This window comes from Streptomyces albiaxialis, from assembly GCF_039530985.1.
In the GTDB taxonomy this organism is placed as follows: Bacteria; Actinomycetota; Actinomycetes; order Streptomycetales; family Streptomycetaceae; genus Streptomyces; species Streptomyces albiaxialis.
This window is the reverse complement of record NZ_BAAAPE010000008.1, coordinates 153,379-171,613: the sequence shown is the minus strand read 5'-3', so window position 1 is coordinate 171,613 and position 18,235 is coordinate 153,379. Positions and strand designations below refer to the sequence as shown.

Sequence of the window (18,235 nt, the reverse complement as noted above, 5' to 3'; positions counted from 1 at the left end):
AATGAAGTGCCCGATGGGGAACGGCTCCGAGGGGACCGGCACCGGGCCCATGCCGATCGACCCGCTGGTGATCGACCCCCTGGTCGGAAATCTGGCCGGGGAGACCGCGGCACTGCGCGAGGCGGGCCCCGTCACGCGGATCGAGCTGATGGGCGCCGAGGCGTGGACGATCACCACGCACGCCGACGCGCGGAAGCTGCTCACCGACACCCGGCTCGTCAAGGACATCCGGCGGTGGAACCTGTGGAAGAGCGGCCAGGTCACCAATGAGTGGCCGCTGATCGGGATGGTCGACGCCGGACAGTCGATGTTCACGGCGGACGGGAGCGAGCACCGCAGACTCCGCGTCAAGACGGCCCAGGCGGTGACGCCCCGGCGGCTGGAGGAGCTGCGCCCGACGGTCGAGGCGATCTGCGAGCGGCTGCTGGACGCGATGGCGGAGCGGCGGGCGGGCGGCGCGGGTGACGCGGGCGGCGCGGGTGATGATCCTGTCGACCTGAAGGCCGCCTTCGCGGGACCGCTGCCGATGTCGGTGGTGTGCGCGCTCATGGGCGTCCCCGAGGAGCTGCGCCCCCGGCTGCACACGCTCTACGACGCGTTCTTCTCGATGCTCACCCCGCAGGACGAGCGCCTCGCCGTCATCGCGGAGCTGGACGGCATCTACGCGGACCTGGTCCGGCAGAAGACCGAGCACCCCGCCGACGATCTGACCAGCGCGCTCATCCTCGCCGACGAGGGCGGCGAGCCGCTGACGCCGCGGGAGGTCGCGGGCAATCTGGAGGCGATGGTCGCGGCGGGCCACGAGACCACGATCGGCCTGATCCTGTGCGCCGTACGGGCGCTGCTGACCCACCCCGGCCAGCTCCGGCTGGTGCTGGACGGGGAAGTCGGCTGGGACGCCGTGATCGAGGAGACGCTGCGCTGGGAGTCACCGTCCACGCATCTGCTGATGCGGTTCGCGACGGAGGACATCGCGGTGGGAGACACGGTGATCCGCGAGGGGGAAGGCGTGGTGATGTCGTACCGGGCCATCGGACGGGACCGGTCGCAGCACGGGGAGGACGCCGATGAGTTCGACGTGCGGCGCGAGGCCCCGATCCGCCATATGGCTTTCGGCCACGGCCCCCACATCTGCCCGGGGGCCGCTCTGTCGAGGCTGGAAGCGTCCATCGCGCTCCCGGCTCTTTTCGCACGCTTTCCGGATATCCGGCTGGCGGCCCCGTTGGGCGAAATCCGTAATCGCCCGGTGCTCACTCAGAATGAGCTGGAGTCACTCCCGGTATATCTGGGTTAGGGGGCGGGGTCAGGCGTTGGTGTACTTCCAAGAGGTCCCGTGTGCGGTGTCGCTGCCCTTGTAGGCCCATGCCTTCACCCTGACGCGGGTGCCTTCGGCGATGTTCTGCGAGCACTCCCTGCCGCCGCTGTCGCGAGCGGTGCAGGTGGCAACCGTGCGCCAGGTGCCGCCCGTCTTCTTCTGGAGCCTGGCCTTGATCCGCCAGCCGCCCGGGTCGGTGTAGTCGGAGGCGAAGAACTTGTCGCCGTCGGGGTCGAAATAGCCGTGGCCCCACTCATTGCCGCCGTCCTTGACAATGGCCCGGGCCTGGCCGGCCTGCACCGAGACGTCCTGCTTTCCGACCGCCTGCGCGGTGGGCACGGCGAGCGCGAAGACGGCGGCGGTGGCCGCAAGGGCAGTAAAGTGCCTGGTGTATTTCACGTTTTCCCTTTCCAGGAAATTGTTCTTCGAGGGTGCGAGAAAGCTATGGCGCGGCTGAATTTGGTGTCAATGAATTAGAGGACGTTCGAATCTCGCCGTCTCGGCCACGGCGCCCGCCGCGCGGCGCGTGAGGCGAGCGTGCCCCCGCCTCCGTGCCGTGCCTGGGAGGTCTGCGCATGGGGGCACCGCCCGAGCCCCTTGTGTGGTAAGCCCAGGAGTCCTGAACCGTCGCGCCCCGCGGCGGAGAGCCGCGCAGCGAAACGGGCCCGCGCCCCAGGAGTGCGCCCCTTCGGGGCTGCTTCGGGGGGTCTGTGGCCTGGGTCACGGCGCGCACCGCGAGGGCACGGCATGATCCGCGTGTTACTCAGCGGTTTCAGTTTGTTCATCGGTGGGCAGGAGCAAGAAGGCCCACGGGCAATGACGCCCGCTTCGCCGTGCGCGGGGTGATCCCCCGCAGAACCTCAGCAGAACCACCGCAGAGCCACGCAGAACCCCTTTCGCAGGTCCCACAGGACCGTCGTCCCCTGCTCTCGCCCGTCCACATCGTGGACCCGCGTATCCACTGTTCGGGAAGACGGCCATCATGTAACCTGCACGAAAATTTTTGCCGCATGAGGGCCAACGTCGTCCCTCGGGTACGCACCTTTGCCACGAGACGACGGGAGAGCCGATGCGCGCTGTATCGACATCCCCTGCCAAGCAGGGCCTTTACGACCCCCGATACGAGCACGACGCCTGCGGTGTCGGCTTCGTGGCGACCCTCACCGGCGACGCCAGCCACGGCCTCGTCGAGCAGGCGCTGACGGTCCTGCGCAACCTGGAGCACCGCGGCGCCACCGGCTCCGACCCGGACACCGGCGACGGCGCGGGCATCCTCCTCCAGGTCCCGGACGCCTTCCTTCGGGAGAACGTCCCCTTCGCGCTTCCGGAGGCCGGCGCATACGCCGTCGGCATCGCCTTCCTCCCCGCCGAGGAGAGCGAGGCCGCCGAGGCCGTCTCGCGGATCGAGACGATCGCCGGCGAGGAGGGCCTCACCGTCCTCGGCTGGCGCGAGGTCCCCGTCGCGCCCGACCTGCTGGGCGCGGGCGCCCGTGACACCATGCCGTGCTTCCGCCAGCTCTTCGTGGCGAAGAAGGGCGCGCAGGGGATCGCGCTCGACCGGACCGCGTTCGTGCTGCGCAAGCGCGCCGAGCGCGAGGCCGGGGTCTACTTCCCGTCGCTCTCCGCCCGGACCCTCGTCTACAAGGGCATGCTCACCACCGGGCAGCTCGAACCGTTCTTCCCCGACCTGTCCGACCGTCGCTTCGCGACCGCGATCGCCCTCGTCCACTCGCGGTTCTCCACGAACACCTTCCCGAGCTGGCCGCTGGCGCACCCGTACCGCTTCGTCGCGCACAACGGCGAGATCAACACCGTGCAGGGCAACCGCAACTGGATGCGGGCCCGCGAGTCCCAGCTCCCCGCCGAGCTGGAGAAGACCTTCCCCGTCTGTACGCCCGGCGCCTCCGACTCCGCCACCTTCGACGAGGTCCTGGAGCTGCTGCACCTGGGCGGGCGGTCGCTGCCGCACTCCGTGCTGATGATGGTGCCCGAGGCCTGGGAGAGCGAGGGCGCGCGGGACTCGATGGATCCGGCCCGCCGCGCGTTCTACCAGTACCACTCCACGATGATGGAGCCCTGGGACGGACCCGCCTGCGTCACCTTCACCGACGGCGTCCAGGTCGGCGCCGTTCTCGACCGCAACGGCCTGCGTCCCGGCCGCTACTGGGTCACCGACGACGGCCTCGTCGTCCTCGCCTCCGAGGTCGGCGTCCTCGACATCGACCCGGCCAAGGTCGTCCGCAAGGGCCGCCTCCAGCCCGGGCGGATGTTCCTCGTGGACACCGCCGAGGGGCGGATCATCGAGGACGACGAGATCAAGGCCCAGCTCGCCGCCGAGCAGCCGTACCAGGACTGGCTCGAAGCGGGGATCATCGAGCTGGAGGACCTGCCCGAGCGCGAGCACATCGTGCACACCCACGCCTCGGTCACCCGCCGCCAGCAGACCTTCGGGTACACCGAGGAGGAGCTGCGCGTCCTGCTCGCGCCCATGGCCCGTACGGGCGCCGAGCCGATCGGCTCGATGGGCACGGACTCGCCCATCGCGGCGCTCTCCGAGCGGCCCCGCCTCATCTTCGACTACTTCACCCAGCTCTTCGCGCAGGTCACGAACCCGCCGCTGGACGCCATCCGCGAGGAGCTGGTGACCTCGCTGCGCTCGCCGCTGGGCCCGGGCGGCAATCTGCTCGACCCGACGGCGGCCTCGTGCCGCAGCGTGACCCTGAAGTTCCCGGTCATCGACAACGACGAGCTGGCCAAGCTCATCCACATCAACGCCGACGGAGACCTGCCGGGCTTCAAGTCCGCCACGCTCTCCGGGCTGTACCGCGTCGCCGAAGGAGGGGACGGCCTCGCCGAGCGGATCCGGGAGATCTGCGCCGAGGCCGACGCGGCGATAGAGTCCGGCGCCCGGCTGATCGTGCTGTCCGACCGCCACTCGGACGCCGAGCACGCGCCGATCCCGTCGCTGCTGCTGACCTCGGCGGTGCACCACCACCTCATCCGCACCAAGCAGCGCACCCGCGTGGGCCTGCTGATCGAGGCGGGCGACGTGCGCGAGGTGCACCACGTGGCGCTGCTGATCGGATACGGGGCCGCCGCCGTCAACCCGTATCTCGCCATGGAGTCCGTCGAGGACCTGGTGCGGGCCGGGACGTTCCTGGACGACGGGACGGACCCCGAGCAGGCCATCCGCAACCTGATCTACGCGCTGGGCAAGGGCGTCCTCAAGGTGATGTCCAAGATGGGCATCTCCACCGTCGCCTCCTACCGCGGCGCGCAGGTCTTCGAGGCTGTCGGGCTCGACGAGTCGTTCGTCGACACCTACTTCCACGGCACCACGACGAAGATCGGCGGCGCCGGTCTCGACGTCATCGCCAAGGAGGTCGCGGCGCGGCACGCCAAGGCGTACCCCGCCTCCGGCATCTCCGCCACGCACCGCGCGCTGGACATCGGCGGCGAGTACCAGTGGCGGCGCGAGGGCGAGCCGCACCTGTTCGACCCGGACACGGTCTTCCGGCTCCAGCACTCCACGCGCGAGCGGCGCTACGACATCTTCAAGCAGTACACCTCGCGCGTCGACGAGCAGTCCGAGCGGCTGATGACGCTGCGCGGCCTGTTCGGGCTGAAGTCCGACCGGCCCTCGGTGCCGCTCGAAGAGGTCGAGCCGGCCTCCGAGATCGTCAAGCGGTTCTCGACGGGCGCGATGTCGTACGGCTCGATCTCCCGCGAGGCGCACGAGACGCTCGCCATCGCCATGAACCAGTTGGGCGGCAAGTCCAACACCGGCGAGGGCGGCGAGGACCCGGAGCGGCTCTACGACCCGGCGCGGCGTTCCTCGATCAAGCAGGTCGCCTCCGGCCGCTTCGGGGTCACGTCCGAATACCTCGTCAACTCCGACGACATCCAGATCAAGATGGCCCAGGGCGCCAAGCCCGGCGAGGGCGGCCAGTTGCCGGGCCACAAGGTCTACCCGTGGGTCGCCAAGACCCGGCACTCGACGCCCGGCGTCGGCCTCATCTCGCCGCCGCCGCACCACGACATCTACTCGATCGAGGACCTCGCCCAGCTCATCCACGACCTGAAGAACGCCAACCCGGCCGCACGTATCCACGTGAAGCTGGTCTCCGAGGTCGGCGTCGGCACGGTCGCGGCGGGCGTGAGCAAGGCCCACGCCGACGTGGTGCTGATCTCCGGCCACGACGGCGGCACCGGCGCCTCCCCGCTGACCTCCCTCAAGCACGCGGGCGGCCCCTGGGAGCTGGGCCTGGCCGAGACGCAGCAGACCCTGCTGCTCAACGGGCTGCGCGACCGGATCGTCGTCCAGACCGACGGCCAGCTCAAGACCGGCCGCGACGTGATCATCGCCGCGCTGCTGGGCGCCGAGGAGTACGGCTTCGCGACCGCGCCGCTCGTCGTCTCCGGCTGCGTGATGATGCGCGTGTGCCACCTGGACACCTGCCCGGTCGGCATCGCCACCCAGAACCCGGTGCTGCGCGAGCGGTTCAGCGGCAAGGCCGAGTACGTCGTGAACTTTTTCCAGTTCATCGCCGAGGAGGTCCGCGAGCTGCTCGCCGAGCTGGGCTTCCGCTCGCTCGACGAGGCCATCGGCCACGCCGAACTCCTCGACACCTCCCGCGCCGTGGACCACTGGAAGGCGCGCGGCTTCGACCTCGCGCCGCTCCTCCACGTCCCCGAGCTGCCCGAGGGCGCCGTGCGCCACCAGGTCACCGTCCAGGACCACGGCCTGGAGAAGGCGCTCGACAACCAGCTCGTCAAGCTCGCGGCGGACGCGCTGCACGCCGACACCGCCGAGGCGGCGGAGCCCGTACGGGCCCAGGTCGCGATCCGTAACACCAACCGGACCGTCGGCACGATGCTCGGGCACGAGGTGACCAAGAAGTTCGGCGGCGCGGGCCTGCCGGACGACACGATCGACCTCACCTTCACCGGCTCGGCGGGCCAGTCGTTCGGCGCGTTCGTACCGCGCGGCGTGACGCTGCGGCTGGAGGGCGACGCCAACGACTACGTCGGCAAGGGCCTCTCCGGCGGCCGGCTCGTCGTCCGCCCGGACCGCGGCGCCGACCACCTCGCCGAGTTCTCGACCATCGCGGGCAACACCCTCGCGTACGGCGCGACCGGCGGCGAGGTCTTCCTGCGCGGGCGCGTGGGCGAGCGGTTCTGCGTCCGCAACTCCGGCGCGCTGGTCGTCTCCGAGGGCGTCGGCGACCACGGCTGCGAGTACATGACGGGCGGCAGCGCGGTCGTCCTGGGCACCACCGGCCGGAACTTCGGCGCGGGCATGTCCGGCGGCACCGCGTACGTCATCGACCTCGACCCGGCGAACGTCAACGCGGGCGTGCGGGACGCCGTCGAGTCCATGGCCGACGCCTCCGCCGAGGAGAAGGTGTGGCTGCACGACGTGGTGCGCCGCCACCAGGAGGAGACCGGCTCGACCGTGGCCGCCAAGCTCCTCGCCGAATGGGAGACGGCCCTGCCGCGCTTCAGCAAGGTCCTCCCCGCTACGTACAAGGCCGTGCTCGCCGCCAAGGACGCCGCCGAGCGGGCCGGGCTCTCCGAGTCCGCGACCCACGAGAAGATGATGGAGGCGGCGATCAATGGCTGACCCCAAGGGCTTCCTGACCACCGACCGCGAGGTCGCCGAGACCCGCCCCGTCGAGGAACGGGTCAAGGACTGGAACGAGGTCTACGTTCCCGGCTCGCTGCTGCCCATCATCAGCAAGCAGGCGGGCCGCTGCATGGACTGCGGCATCCCCTTCTGCCACAACGGCTGTCCGCTCGGCAATCTCATCCCCGAGTGGAACGACTACGCGTACCGGGGCGACTGGACCGCCGCGTCGGAGCGGCTGCACGCCACGAACAACTTCCCCGAGTTCACGGGGCGGCTGTGCCCGGCGCCCTGCGAGTCGGCGTGCGTGCTGGGCATCAACCAGCCCGCCGTCACCATCAAGAACGTCGAGGTCTCCATCATCGACAAGGCGTGGGACACCGGCGGCGTCACCCCGCAGCCGCCGGAGCGCCTCAGCGGCAAGACCGTCGCCGTCATCGGCTCGGGCCCGGCCGGGCTCGCCGCCGCCCAGCAGCTCACCCGCGCCGGGCACACGGTCGCCGTCTACGAGCGGGCCGACCGCATCGGCGGGCTCCTGCGCTACGGCATCCCCGAGTTCAAGATGGAGAAGCGGCACATCAACCGCCGTATCGAGCAGATGCGCGCGGAGGGCACCAAGTTCCGTACGGGCGTGGAGATCGGCCGGGACCTCGACGCGGCGAAGCTGCGCAAGCGGTACGACGCGGTCGTCGTCGCCGCCGGTGCCACGACGGCCCGCGACCTGCCCGTCCCGGGCCGCGAGCTGAGCGGTATCCACCAGGCGATGGAGTACCTCCCGCTCTCCAACAAGGTGCAGGAGGGCGACTTCGTCACCCCGCCGATCACCGCCGAGGGCAAGCACGTCGTCGTCATCGGCGGCGGCGACACCGGCGCCGACTGCGTCGGCACGGCCCACCGCCAGGGCGCGGCCTCGGTGACCCAGCTCGAGATCATGCCGAAGCCGGGCGAGGAGCGGGCGCCGGGGCAGCCCTGGCCCACGTTCCCGATGCTCTACAAGGTCACCTCGGCGCACGAGGAGGGCGGCGAGCGCGTCTACTCGGTCTCGACCACCCACTTCGAGGGCGACGAGAACGGCGACGTCCAGTGGCTGCACCTCATCGAGGTCGAGTTCGTCGACGGCAAGCTGGAGCAGAAGCCGGGGACTGAGCGGAAGATTCCCGCTCAGCTCGTCACCCTGGCCATGGGCTTCACGGGCGTCGACCGCGAGAACGGGCTCGTGGAGCAGTTCGGCGTCGAGCTGGACGAGCGCGGCAACATCGCACGCGACGGCGAGTACGCCACGAACGTCGACGGCGTCTTCGTCGCCGGTGACGCGGGCCGCGGCCAGTCGCTGATCGTCTGGGCCATCGCGGAGGGCCGCTCGGCCGCCAAGGCGGTCGACCGCTACCTCACCGGCGTCCCCAGCGCCCTCCCGGCCCCCATCCGCCCCACAGACCGCGCCCTCACGGTCTGACCCCCGGACCCTTCGGTCCGCCCCACGGACTTCCGTACAACGGCGTACGGATACCGACGCGGCGCTCGCCTTGTCCCCGACCGGACGCTGGGCGGGCGCCGCGTGCTGTCCGCGGCGGGCGGAGCCCGCCGGTATTGAACCGAAGCCTTGCCCGGGCCGTGGTGACTGTGCGAGCAGACGCGCACAGGCGCGCGCCGAGCCTGAAACCGTCCTCCACCGAAGGGCAAGTGAGATGGCAGGAGACGAAGACCGTTCAGCGGACTTCTACTACTACGTTCTGGGGAATGAACGACCTTCTCCGGAAGCCCTGAGACGTGCACCCGTTCCCCCTGCGGGCTCCGCCGACGGGGTCTACGACCCGAAGCGTGACAGGTTCTTCGTGCGCGATGCGGACCACAATCTCGCACGCTATTCGGAGAGCAGGAAGGAGTGGCGTCTCTGCGACCCGAAGGACGAGGCCAGCCGCAAAGCCTTCAGCCGGAAGGACAAGAACAAGGCGAATCTCGGTGAGAGCTCAAGGAGGGGAGGTTCGCCGAGCTCACAGGGCAGCGGCGAGTCCAGCACCAGCGCCTACAGCGCCGTCCGGGTCAAGCCGGACGACAAACACGGGTACAAGGTCCGGGCGTCGAGCCAGCCGGTTCCGCCTGATCTGCCCACGCCTCCCCGAGGCACCCAGGGCGTCGTCGATGTGGAGAGGCAGGTCCCCACTCCCTACGCCGTCGACAGCGCCGCCAAGAGGATCTACAAATGGGGCATCGACGCCGCCACCGGCGCACCCGACTGGATCCGGCATCACAAGGGCCGTCTCACGAAGGCTCTCGTGGACGCCACGCCGCAATTGGGCACGATAGCGGCCGCCGGTATGGCCGAGGGGCCGGGCAAGCTCTCCACGCGCATCACCGCGGCGGTTGGGCAGTACGGCCTCTTCATCAAGGACAGCCACGATCAGTTCAAGAAGTTCAAGAAGGGCGATCCCAACGACCCGCCCAAGGCCGCTCCGATCGTGGCGGGTTTCGGACGGGTGATCGGCGCCAGCTTGGACATGGCCGATCTGGCGAGTCCGAACCCGGCCAAGGCCCAGGCATCGGCACTCATTACGGGGGCGTCCACCATGGGACAACTGGCGTACGACGTCGCGACGAACCCGCAGCCGGGCCAGAACGAACAGTTCTACCAGGGGATGAGGGCACCGCACTTGGGAACGGGGCCCGGGCAGATCGACCCGAGGGAAGTACCCTCCCCGACCCCGAGTGAACTCGACCTCTCGGCCATGGAGCTGAACCCCCTCAGCAGGGAGGAGTACAACTACAGCGGTCAGGGGTACGACTACTCCGACTACTACCAGGAGCAGGGACGCGAGACGGTTCCCTACCAGACCAGTTCTTGGGGTGACGTGCAGTACTCGGAATACCCGCGTAACCCCGTGCAGGGGAATACGGGTGCTTTCTCCCGCGAGGGCGGAGGAGGGAGTTCGAGCGACGAGGCCGACCGGGGTCGGGGCAAGGGCAAGCAGCCGGTCTACCGTGACCGTACTCCTTCCCCCTCGCCCGAGCCGAACAGGAGAAGGCGTTAGAGACCGCCTCCGCGACCGGGCACGGTGCCTTCCGGTGCCGTGCCCGGCTCGTGGTCCGCCGTCAGGCGTCAGGTGGAGGCCTCTCCCGTGTGGACCGGGATGCGGTCTTCCTTGCGTTGGAGGGACTTGAAGTCCGACTGGAAGGCGGGGTTGCGGCCCGTTACGGCTTTGCCGTCGGGGCGGACCGTGCGGGTGGCGTAGAGGCTGTTGAGAAGCCACGGCTTCTTGGCCGGCTTGATGTCCTTGACCATGGATTCGCCCTGGACGACGCCGTACGTGGCGACGCCCAGCTTGCCCGTGTCGCGGAACTGTTCCATCTGGTCCCGGACATAGTGCTTGTTGCGGTCGAACCAGGGGCTCATGGAGAGGAAGTCGTCCCACTTCTCCTGGGGGAAGGGCTGGGCCGCCGCCCGTTTGAGGAGCTGCCAGACCCTCATCCCACGCGGCATTTTCCACTTCTCCGCGAATTCCGCCGGGATACGGGTCTTCATGTTGTCCCCCCAGAGGTGCACGAGGGAGAACTCGGTCGCGAGGAACTTCTGGTCCTCGCGGAGGCGGGGGACCACGTAGTCGAGGTATTTCCTGCTGCCGTCCAGCGACCGTACGTGGGGGTGGATGTCGACGCCCTCGATCTCCCGGGTGTCGTGGACGAACTCCAGCCAGCGGCGGGTCGTGTCGGTGCGGCGGGCGGGGTCGTCGAGCCAGGTGAGCGCGCCCATGTAGAGGCGGGTGCGGCATCCGTCCGCGAACTTCTTCTTGCGGTACGCGATGACGTGCCGGGCCACGTGCTCGTAGAAGACGTTGACCCCCGTGCCGTCGCGGTCGGCCTCGGTGCTCTCGATGAAGGGCTCGTTGCCGATGACGAGGATGTCCACCTTGCCCAGGACGGCCTTCAGCACCCGGTCCACGCGGGCCAGTTCCTTGTCCATGCGGGAGGTGCCGGGCCGGGGCAGGGCCTCGCGGGGGTGCGGGAACTTGAGGGAGAGGATCGTGGCGTACCCCTTCCCGTGCGCCGTGAGCAGGGTGGCCACGGGCGGCTGCCGGGTGACGGGGCCGCGGTCGGTCCGGGGCACGAGGGGGACGAAGCCGCGCACCCAGCCCGTGGAGAGGTCCTTGAGGTGCGCGAGGCGCATGCCGCCGGGCTCCGAGTTGAAGTTGACGCCCAGGGCCCCGCTCCAGTCCACCGGCTCGCCCGAGGGGCGGTCCGAGGGGCCACCCGAGGGGGCGTCGCTCTCCTTGTCGCCGTCCTGACCGGTGCAGCCCGCGGTGAGCAGGGCCGCACCGGACGCTGCGAGCAGCATGCGTCGCGATACGTGCATTGCCGTACGTCCTCCGACTCGGTTCGTCGCCTTTCGGTCCGGGGCCCGACGGGGCCGTGATCGGAATTGTTCGCGACGTCCCCCGGGCCTGTCGTCACCTGTAACGGGGTGGTGGCACGTTCGGTTCAGGCCTGTGGCCCCCTGCGGTCACGGCCGTACGGTCACAGGTGCTTGCCGAAGAAGCGGGCCAGCTCGGCGACGGCCGGGGCGACGGCCTCCTCCCGGTCGTAGAGATCGACGTGCGTGGCGCCCTCGACCGTGAACAGCTCGGCGCTGTCCCCGGCCCGCGCGACCGCGTCCTCGCTGAAGCCGCGCGTGAACGCCTCGCTGCCCACGATCATCAGCAGCGGCCTCGGCGCGATCATGTGCACGTTCGCGTACGAGTCGAACTGGGCCATCTCGTCGACGCTGCGCAGCACCCACTCGTTGGTCGAACGGGGGTGCTGGGCGCGCGGCGTGCGGTAGTAGTCGTGGAACTCCCGTACGGGCGCCGGAGTCGAGGCGTCCACGGTGTCCGGGACCGCGCGCACCAGCGTCGCGGGCTCGCCCCGCGCCTCCTCGCTGCGCAGCCGTCCGGCCTGCTCGACCATCTTCCGGAAGCCCTCGGGGTCGGAGTCCCGGAAGAAGCTCGGCACGTCGGCGGCGCTGACCGTGGCCACGGCCCTCATCCTGTGGTCGGTCTGCGCCGCGAACGGGACGTAGCCGCCGGAGCCGCAGATGCCGAGCACGCCGATGCGTTCGGGGTCGATGTCGTCGCGGGTCGTCAGGTACGTGACCGCCTCGCGGAAGTCGTCCGCGCGCTGGAACGGGTTCTCCAGGCCGCGCGGCTCGCCCTCGCTCTCACCCTGGTACGCCGCGTCGAAGGTGAGCGCGGCACAGCCCTCGGCGGCCAGCCGCCGGGCGTAGACCGTGGCCGTCTGCTCCTTCACGCCGGTCGTCGGGTGCCCGACGACGACGGCCGGCAGGCGTACGCCCGCCGCGGCGCCGTCCGGCAGGTGGAGGTGGGCCGCCAGGCGCATTCCGTTGCTGGGGAAAGTGACGTCGGATACGTCGGTCCGCATTTCTCTTCGCCTCGTTCTCCGGGTGCGGATGAATGAATGACGTATGCGACGCTCACATTCGATATCCGTGCCCACAAGGGGACGGTTGTGTCCAGGGACAGAACTGTCCCCCTCACGCGAGTGGCGTTCTCTGCGAGACTTGCCGCATGAGCGGCGAAGCGCATCCGGACGAACTCGGCGCATTCCTCAAGGCCCGCAGGGCCGGGCTCGGCCCCCGCGAGGTCGGGCTCCCCGACAGCGGCGCCAAGCGCCGGGTCAAGGGGCTGCGCCGCGAGGAGGTCGCCCTGCTCGCCTCGATCAGCACCGACTACTACACCCGCCTTGAGCAGGGACGCAGGCAGGCTTCGGCACCCGTCCTGGAGACCCTCGCGCGGGTGCTGCGGCTCGACGGCGAGGAGCGCGAGCACCTCTTCGAGCTGGCCGGAAAGGCCGCGTCCCGTATGTCGGCGAAACCGCGGAGAGGCGTGCAGAAGGCCGAGCCGCAGCTTCGCCGGGTGCTGGAGGAACTGACGACGACCCCGGCGCTCGTCCTCGGACGGCGCATGGACATTCTCGCCTGGAATCCCATGGCCGCCGCGCTGCTCACCGATTTCTCGCGCCTTCCCGAGAAAGAGCGCAATTACGCGTGGCTCGTCTTCACGGACCCGGCCATGAGGGCGCTCCACGCCGACTGGGAGAACACCGCGCGTTCCTCCGTGGAAATCCTCCGCAGGGAGGCGGGCTGCAATCCGCGGGACGAGCGCATGGCGCGGCTCGTCGGTGAACTGTCCCTGCGGGACGACGACTTCCGCCGCTGGTGGGGCCGGCACCGGGTGACCGCCCACCGCGGCGGCAGCAAGACCCTGCGGCACCCGGTCGCGGGCGAGCTGACGCTCGACTGGTCCGCGCTCGCCTCGGTGAACGACCCCGAACAGCAGCTCGTCGTCTGGACGGCCGAGCCTGGTGCTGCCGCACACGACGGTCTGCGGATCCTTGCGTCCTGGTCGGCCGAGTCCGGCGCCTCATGGTCCCCCTCACCTCAGGGCTGAGCGGGGGCTGCCCCGCCTGTCCATCGCAGACCGCGGGCCGGGAGTGGTTGCTCGCGCAGTTCCCCGCGCCCCTGACGGGGCGCTCCCTGACGGGCGCTCCGAGGAGCGCCCTCAAGGGGCGCGGGGAACTGCGCGACAGGCCACGATGTAGCCGCGGTCTGCGACGCACGGTGCGGGGCAGCCCCTGGCCAGTCCTGAGACGAGGGCAGCCACGAACCGCCACACACACCTACGCGTGCTCCGCCTCCCGTTGGAAGAACGCCGCCATGTCCTGGGCCCCCGTGGGGGAGAGGAGCGTCGTGTGGACGGCCTCGGACTCGCGGGCCGCGGTCTCGCTGCGCTCGAACATCGCCGTCTCGTATCCCCGCAGGGCAGCCCCCGGGTCGCCCGGGCTCGCGGCGAGGGCGAGGGCCAGCTCGGCGCCGTCCAGCATCGCGAGGTTGGCGCCCTCGCCGACCGGCGGCATCAGGTGCGCGGCGTCGCCGAGGAGTGTGACGCCCGGGGTGACGGCCCAGGTCAGGCCGATGGGCAGGGCCTGGATCGGGCGGGGCACGACGGGGCCCTCGCACGCCTCGACGAGCGTGGTGAACGGCGGGGCCCAGCCGTGTGCCTCCAGCAGGTTCCGCAGGCCCGCGCGGGCGCGGTCCGGGTCCTCGAAGGTGAGGCCGCAGGTGTCGAACCAGTCCTCGGGGGTGCGCAGGGAGATGCCGACGTGGATGCTCCCGTCCCCGTTGCGCTGCGCCGCGACGGTCTGGCTGTCGCCGATGCCCCAGTAGTTGCCGCGCCCGACCGTCGCCGCCAGGTCGGGCCGGGTGCGGTCGGCGTCCGGGATGCGGCCGCAGTCCACGGAGTTGACGCCGGTGTGGCGTGGCTCGGCGTCGGTCAGCAGCGGCCGTACGCGCGAACGGGCGCCGTCCGCGCCGACCAGCAGATCGCACTCGACGGTGGAGCCGTCGGCGAAGTGCAGCAGGTGCCCACCGTGGCCGTCGGGCCCGCCGGGTCCGTCGGGGCCGCCGGGCCCGCCCGGTCCGTCGCCCGCCAGCGGCGTCGCGTGGGTGAACTCGCGGCCCCACTCCACGATTCCCTCCGGGAAGCCCTCGGCCGGTCCGGGGAGGGAGTCGAGCAGGAGGTCGCGCAGGTCGGTGCGGTCGATCTCGGGGCGCTCCATCGGGGCGTCCTCGGGGGTGTCGTGCCGGACCAGCAGCGTGCCCGTGTGGTCGAGCAGCTTCATGTCCTGGCCCTCGCGCCGGGCGAGTGCCCGGAACCCCGCCTCCAGCCCCGCCTCGTGCAGCGCCCGCTGGCCGGTGTCCGGGTGGAGGTCGAGCATGCCGCCCTGGCCGCGCGCGGTCCTCGACTCCTCCCGCTCGTAGACGACCGCGTCGAGTCCGTGCAGATGCAGGACGCGGGCGAGCGTGAGCCCGCCCAGACCGGCTCCGACGATGGCGATGCGCATGGTGTGGCCCCTTCCGTGGCGACGGCGGCAATGCCTGAGGCCCGACACGGCCTCACGTCGATACGCCGTATCGGTCGATACACTGTATCGCACGAGACCGGCGTATCGTGACCCCTGCGCGGGTGCGCTCCGCGCGGGGACCGCGGAGGGGCGTACGTCCGCCCGCGCGGCACGACGGGAGGCGAGGCGCGATGGCTGCACGACGGGAGGGCGGGGGCTCCGGCGGGAGCGGGAGCGAGCCCACGCTCGTATGGGAGCGGCCCGAGCCCCCGGAGCGCCCGGCGCCGAGCCCGCTGAGCCGGGAGCGGATCGTCCGCGCCGCGGTCGAGCTGGCCGACGCGGACGGGCTGGAGGCCGTCTCCCTGCGCAAGGTCGCCGCCGCGCTGGACGCGGGCCCCATGCGGCTCTATCGCTACCTCTCGACGAAGGAGGAGCTGATCGACCTCATGGCGGACGCGGTCTACGGGGAGATGGCCGGTCCCCTCCACGCGCTCGAGGGCGACTGGCGCGCGGTCCTGCGCGCGCTCGCGCACCGGGTCCGCGACGCCGTGCTGCGCCACGAGTGGTTCGCCGAACTCCTCGGCGGGCGCCCGCATCTGGGCCCCGAGGGGCTCGCGTATCTGGAACGGTCGCTGGCCGCCCTGCACAGCGCCCCCGGCTTCGAGGACCTCAACCGGGTCATGCGCGCGGTCGAGGCCGTCAACGCGTACGTCGTGGGCGCCGTCCGCCGCGAGGTCACCGAGCGGCGAGCGGAGCGCGTCACGGGGATGAGCGAGGAGCAGTGGCAGCGCACCGTGGCGCCCTATCTCGCCCGCCTGCGCGCCACCGGCCGCTATCCCACGCTCGCCAGGGTCATGGACGAGACGGCGCACCTCGACTTCGCCCGCACCTTCGACGCGGGCCTCACGGTCGTCCTCGACGGCGTCGCCGCCGGGCTGCGGACTTGACCTTGCCCCCCGGGGCAAGGTCTAGCGTCCACGGTGATGAGCGGCAGGGACAGCGGCGGCGGCATGCGGATCGGTGAACTCGCGCGGCGGGCCGGGGTGTCGGTCAAGGCGGTTCGGTACTACGAGTCGCTGGGACTGGTGACCCCCGCCCGGCTGGCCAACGGCTACCGGGACTACGACGAGCACGACGTCCGTCTCGTCGGGGAGATCAAGAGCCTCAGCGGGCTCGGCATCCCCGTCGAGCGGACGCGTCCGTTCCTGGAGTGCCTGGCGGCCGGGCGGGAGCACGGCGACGACTGCCCGGCGGCGCTCGCCGGTTACCGCGAGGCGATCGACGACCTGACGCGGCGCATCGACGCCCTCGCCGCTCGTCGGGCGGTCCTGACCGCGCATCTGCGCGAGGCCGCCCACCGCGACAGCGGTACACCGTGGACGTACGACGAGGAGAGCGCGATGACCGACGACCTGACCCAGCTTCCCCCGGACCTGCCCGTGCCCGAGGACGACGGCGCCGCGCGCCACCTGCCCGGACTGGCCGTGCCCCGCGCCGAACTGGCCTCGACCGCGGGCGGCACCGTCCGCACCGACGCCCTCGGCCCCGGCCGTACGGTGCTCTACTTCTTCCCGCTGATCGGCACCCCGGACCAGGACCTGCCCGAGGGCTGGAACTCCATCCCGGGGGCGCGCGGCTGCACGCCGGAGACCTGCGGCTTCCGCGACCACCACGCGGAGCTGCGGGAGGCGGGCGCGGAGCGGGTGTTCGGGATCTCCGTGCAGAGCGAGGGCTATCTGCGCGGGATCGTGGACCGGCTGCGGCTGCCCTTCGTGCTGCTGTCCGACCCCGGGCCGGTCCTCGCGGACGGGCTGCGGCTGCCGACGTTCGAGGCGGCCGGGAAGCGCCTCTTCTCGCGGCTGACGCTGATCGTCCGCGACGGCGTGATCGAGCACGTCTTCTATCCGGTCTTCCCGCCGGACGCCCACGCCCAGCAGGTCCTGGAGTGGCTGCGCGCCAACCCCCTCCCGGCGGACGGGACTACGGCGCCCCCACATGCGTGATCCGGTCGTCGCCCAGCCGGTGCTGGACGTCGGTGAGGAGGACGCGTAGCAGCTCGGCGAGCTGAGTCTGCTGCGCCTCGGTGAGGCCCGTCATCAGGTCGGCCTCGCGGGTGAGGACCTGGTCGACCGTGGACTCGACCAGGGCGTGGCCCTTCTCCGTGAGCGTGACCGTGACGGCGCGGGGCCGGGACTCGCCGGGACGGCGCGTGACGAGGCCGTCCTTCTCCGCGCGGGCCACCCGCTGGGAGATCGCGCCCGCCGTGACGAGGGAGCGGGCGGCGAGTTCGCGGGTCGTGAGGGCGTACGGCTCGCCCGCCCGCCGCAGGACGCTCAGCAGGTCGAGCGTCGCCGCGTCCACCCCGGCGCGGGCCAGGACGCGGCGGCGGTCGTCGCCGAGCAGCTTCGCCAGCCGCCACAGCGGGGTGACGATGCCGATGGAGGAGACGGGCGTGCCGGGGCGCTCGCGCTCCCAGGCGTCGGCGATCTCCTGGACGGGGTAGCCGGACGCGTTCTCCAGCGGATACGCGTCGCCCGTGCTGTTTGCGCCGCCCGCGCCGCTCCCGCTTGTCATGGGTCCTCCCGAGGATGTTACGTTTAGCTCTAAATTTAGACCTGAACGACAGTGTTACGGAGGTCACCCTATGACACGGCGCATCCTCGTCACCGGCGGAGCCACGGGCATCGGGCTCGCGGTGGCCCGGCACTTCGCGGACGGCGGCGACACCGTGGTGATCACGGGACGGCGCCGGGCCCCGCTGGAGGCGGCGGCCAAGGAGACCGGGGCCCGGCCCGTCGTCTGCGACCACACCGACCCCGCCGCCGTCGAGGCGCTCGTCGGCGAGCTGGACGGCCCCCTCGACGTCCTGGTCAACAACGCGGGCGGCAACACCGACTTCGACGCGGACGGCGCAGCGGGCCTCGCCGCCTACGCCCGTGACTTCCGCGCCAACCTCGACGCCAATCTGCTCAGCGCGGCCCTCACCACCAAGGCCGTCGAGGAGCGGCTCGCGCCCGGGGGAGCGGTCGTCCACATCGGCTCGATCGCCGCCGACCAGGGCGCGGGCGCGTACGGCGCGGCCAAGGCGGGCCTCGCGGCGTGGAACGTCGAGCTGGCCCGCGCACTCGGCGCGCGCGACGTCACCGCCAACGTCGTCTCGCCCGGCTATGTCGCCGACACCGAGTTCTTCCGCGACCTGCTCCCCGACGAGCGCCGCGCACAGCTCGTCTCGGCCACGGCCGTCGGGCGGCCCGGGGTGCCCGACGACATCGCGGGCGCCGTCGCCTTCCTCGCCTCGCCCGCCGCCCGCCATGTCACGGGCCAGGTGCTCAACGTCAACGGAGGGGCCCATATGACCCGTTGAGCCCCTGAGCCGGTACCGCGTCAGCGCGCCCTCTGTGCGCTGG

Annotated in this window: 13 protein-coding genes; 8 read left to right on the top strand and 5 right to left on the bottom strand. The window is 71.2% G+C overall.

The genetic code is table 11. The annotated features are described in order from the left end of the window. Position 1 precedes the first annotated feature (1 nt). The gene (locus ABD343_RS16955) at positions 2 to 1,294 is read left to right on the top strand and encodes a cytochrome P450 family protein (protein ID WP_425578194.1); all 1,293 of its coding nucleotides are present in this window, start codon (positions 2 to 4) and stop codon (positions 1,292 to 1,294) included. A 9-nt stretch (positions 1,295 to 1,303) separates the two neighbouring features. Here ABD343_RS16955 and ABD343_RS16950 read toward each other — a convergent pair whose 3' ends face one another. After that, positions 1,304 to 1,714 carry a hypothetical protein gene (locus ABD343_RS16950; protein ID WP_344528912.1) on the bottom strand — a complete coding sequence of 137 codons (411 nt, stop codon included), beginning with the start codon at positions 1,712 to 1,714 and terminating at the stop codon, positions 1,304 to 1,306. 670 nt (positions 1,715 to 2,384) lie between these two features. On the opposite strand from ABD343_RS16950, the gene gltB reads away from it, so the two are divergent. From gltB to ABD343_RS16935, 3 genes are all read left to right on the top strand, one after another. Next, positions 2,385 to 6,938, top strand: coding sequence for a glutamate synthase large subunit (gene gltB, locus ABD343_RS16945; RefSeq protein ID WP_344528911.1), 4,554 nt, complete (start codon positions 2,385 to 2,387; stop codon positions 6,936 to 6,938). Next, positions 6,931 to 8,394: a glutamate synthase subunit beta gene (locus ABD343_RS16940; protein ID WP_344528909.1), complete on the top strand. Its 1,464-nt coding sequence runs from the start codon at positions 6,931 to 6,933 to the stop codon at positions 8,392 to 8,394. Before gltB ends, ABD343_RS16940 begins: the two co-directional genes overlap by 8 nt. Before the next feature lie 232 nt (positions 8,395 to 8,626). Beyond that, a complete protein-coding gene (locus ABD343_RS16935; protein ID WP_344528907.1) occupies positions 8,627 to 9,967 on the top strand; it encodes a hypothetical protein in 1,341 nt (446 codons plus the stop codon). Positions 9,968 to 10,035: 68 nt separating this feature from the next. Here ABD343_RS16935 and ABD343_RS16930 read toward each other — a convergent pair whose 3' ends face one another. Together ABD343_RS16930 and ABD343_RS16925 are read right to left on the bottom strand one after the other, a co-directional pair. Continuing rightward, a complete protein-coding gene (locus tag ABD343_RS16930; RefSeq protein WP_344528905.1) occupies positions 10,036 to 11,286 on the bottom strand; it encodes a hypothetical protein in 1,251 nt (416 codons plus the stop codon). Positions 11,287 to 11,447: 161 nt separating this feature from the next. After that, positions 11,448 to 12,347, bottom strand: a complete 900-nt coding sequence (locus tag ABD343_RS16925) for an alpha/beta hydrolase (protein WP_344528904.1) — start codon at positions 12,345 to 12,347, stop codon at positions 11,448 to 11,450. Between the two features lie 146 nt (positions 12,348 to 12,493). On the opposite strand from ABD343_RS16925, the gene ABD343_RS16920 reads away from it, so the two are divergent. Continuing rightward, positions 12,494 to 13,375, top strand: a complete 882-nt coding sequence (locus ABD343_RS16920; protein WP_344528902.1) for a helix-turn-helix domain-containing protein — start codon at positions 12,494 to 12,496, stop codon at positions 13,373 to 13,375. Between the two features lie 229 nt (positions 13,376 to 13,604). Here ABD343_RS16920 and ABD343_RS16915 read toward each other — a convergent pair whose 3' ends face one another. After that, entirely contained in the window at positions 13,605 to 14,828 is a 1,224-nt protein-coding gene (locus ABD343_RS16915; RefSeq protein ID WP_344528900.1) for an FAD-dependent oxidoreductase, read from the bottom strand. Positions 14,829 to 15,019: 191 nt separating this feature from the next. On the opposite strand from ABD343_RS16915, the gene ABD343_RS16910 reads away from it, so the two are divergent. Together ABD343_RS16910 and ABD343_RS16905 are read left to right on the top strand one after the other, a co-directional pair. Continuing rightward, positions 15,020 to 15,775 carry a TetR/AcrR family transcriptional regulator gene (locus ABD343_RS16910; protein ID WP_344528898.1) on the top strand — a complete coding sequence of 252 codons (756 nt, stop codon included), beginning with the start codon at positions 15,020 to 15,022 and terminating at the stop codon, positions 15,773 to 15,775. Between the two features lie 36 nt (positions 15,776 to 15,811). Next, positions 15,812 to 16,831: a MerR family DNA-binding transcriptional regulator gene (locus tag ABD343_RS16905; protein ID WP_344528896.1), complete on the top strand. Its 1,020-nt coding sequence runs from the start codon at positions 15,812 to 15,814 to the stop codon at positions 16,829 to 16,831. Here ABD343_RS16905 and ABD343_RS16900 read toward each other — a convergent pair. After that, on the bottom strand, positions 16,809 to 17,402 hold the full coding sequence (locus ABD343_RS16900) for a MarR family winged helix-turn-helix transcriptional regulator (RefSeq protein ID WP_344528894.1): 594 nt from the start codon (positions 17,400 to 17,402) through the stop codon (positions 16,809 to 16,811). The genes ABD343_RS16905 and ABD343_RS16900 overlap by 23 nt on opposite strands. A 70-nt stretch (positions 17,403 to 17,472) precedes the next feature. On the opposite strand from ABD343_RS16900, the gene ABD343_RS16895 reads away from it, so the two are divergent. Then, on the top strand, positions 17,473 to 18,192 hold the full coding sequence (locus ABD343_RS16895; protein WP_344528892.1) for an SDR family NAD(P)-dependent oxidoreductase: 720 nt from the start codon (positions 17,473 to 17,475) through the stop codon (positions 18,190 to 18,192). Positions 18,193 to 18,235 lie beyond the last annotated feature (43 nt).

Coding starts and splice junctions, on each gene's coding strand:
- ABD343_RS16900 (WP_344528894.1), bottom strand. CDS start 17,402: ATGACAAGCGGGAGCGGCGCGGGCGGCGCAAACAGCACGGGCGACGCG.
- ABD343_RS16955 (WP_425578194.1), top strand. CDS start 2: ATGAAGTGCCCGATGGGGAACGGCTCCGAGGGGACCGGCACCGGGCCC.
- ABD343_RS16915 (WP_344528900.1), bottom strand. CDS start 14,828: ATGCGCATCGCCATCGTCGGAGCCGGTCTGGGCGGGCTCACGCTCGCC.
- ABD343_RS16940 (WP_344528909.1), top strand. CDS start 6,931: ATGGCTGACCCCAAGGGCTTCCTGACCACCGACCGCGAGGTCGCCGAG.
- ABD343_RS16905 (WP_344528896.1), top strand. CDS start 15,812: ATGAGCGGCAGGGACAGCGGCGGCGGCATGCGGATCGGTGAACTCGCG.
- gltB (WP_344528911.1), top strand. CDS start 2,385: ATGCGCGCTGTATCGACATCCCCTGCCAAGCAGGGCCTTTACGACCCC.
- ABD343_RS16920 (WP_344528902.1), top strand. CDS start 12,494: ATGAGCGGCGAAGCGCATCCGGACGAACTCGGCGCATTCCTCAAGGCC.
- ABD343_RS16895 (WP_344528892.1), top strand. CDS start 17,473: ATGACACGGCGCATCCTCGTCACCGGCGGAGCCACGGGCATCGGGCTC.
- ABD343_RS16935 (WP_344528907.1), top strand. CDS start 8,627: ATGGCAGGAGACGAAGACCGTTCAGCGGACTTCTACTACTACGTTCTG.
- ABD343_RS16925 (WP_344528904.1), bottom strand. CDS start 12,347: ATGCGGACCGACGTATCCGACGTCACTTTCCCCAGCAACGGAATGCGC.
- ABD343_RS16910 (WP_344528898.1), top strand. CDS start 15,020: ATGGCTGCACGACGGGAGGGCGGGGGCTCCGGCGGGAGCGGGAGCGAG.
- ABD343_RS16930 (WP_344528905.1), bottom strand. CDS start 11,286: ATGCACGTATCGCGACGCATGCTGCTCGCAGCGTCCGGTGCGGCCCTG.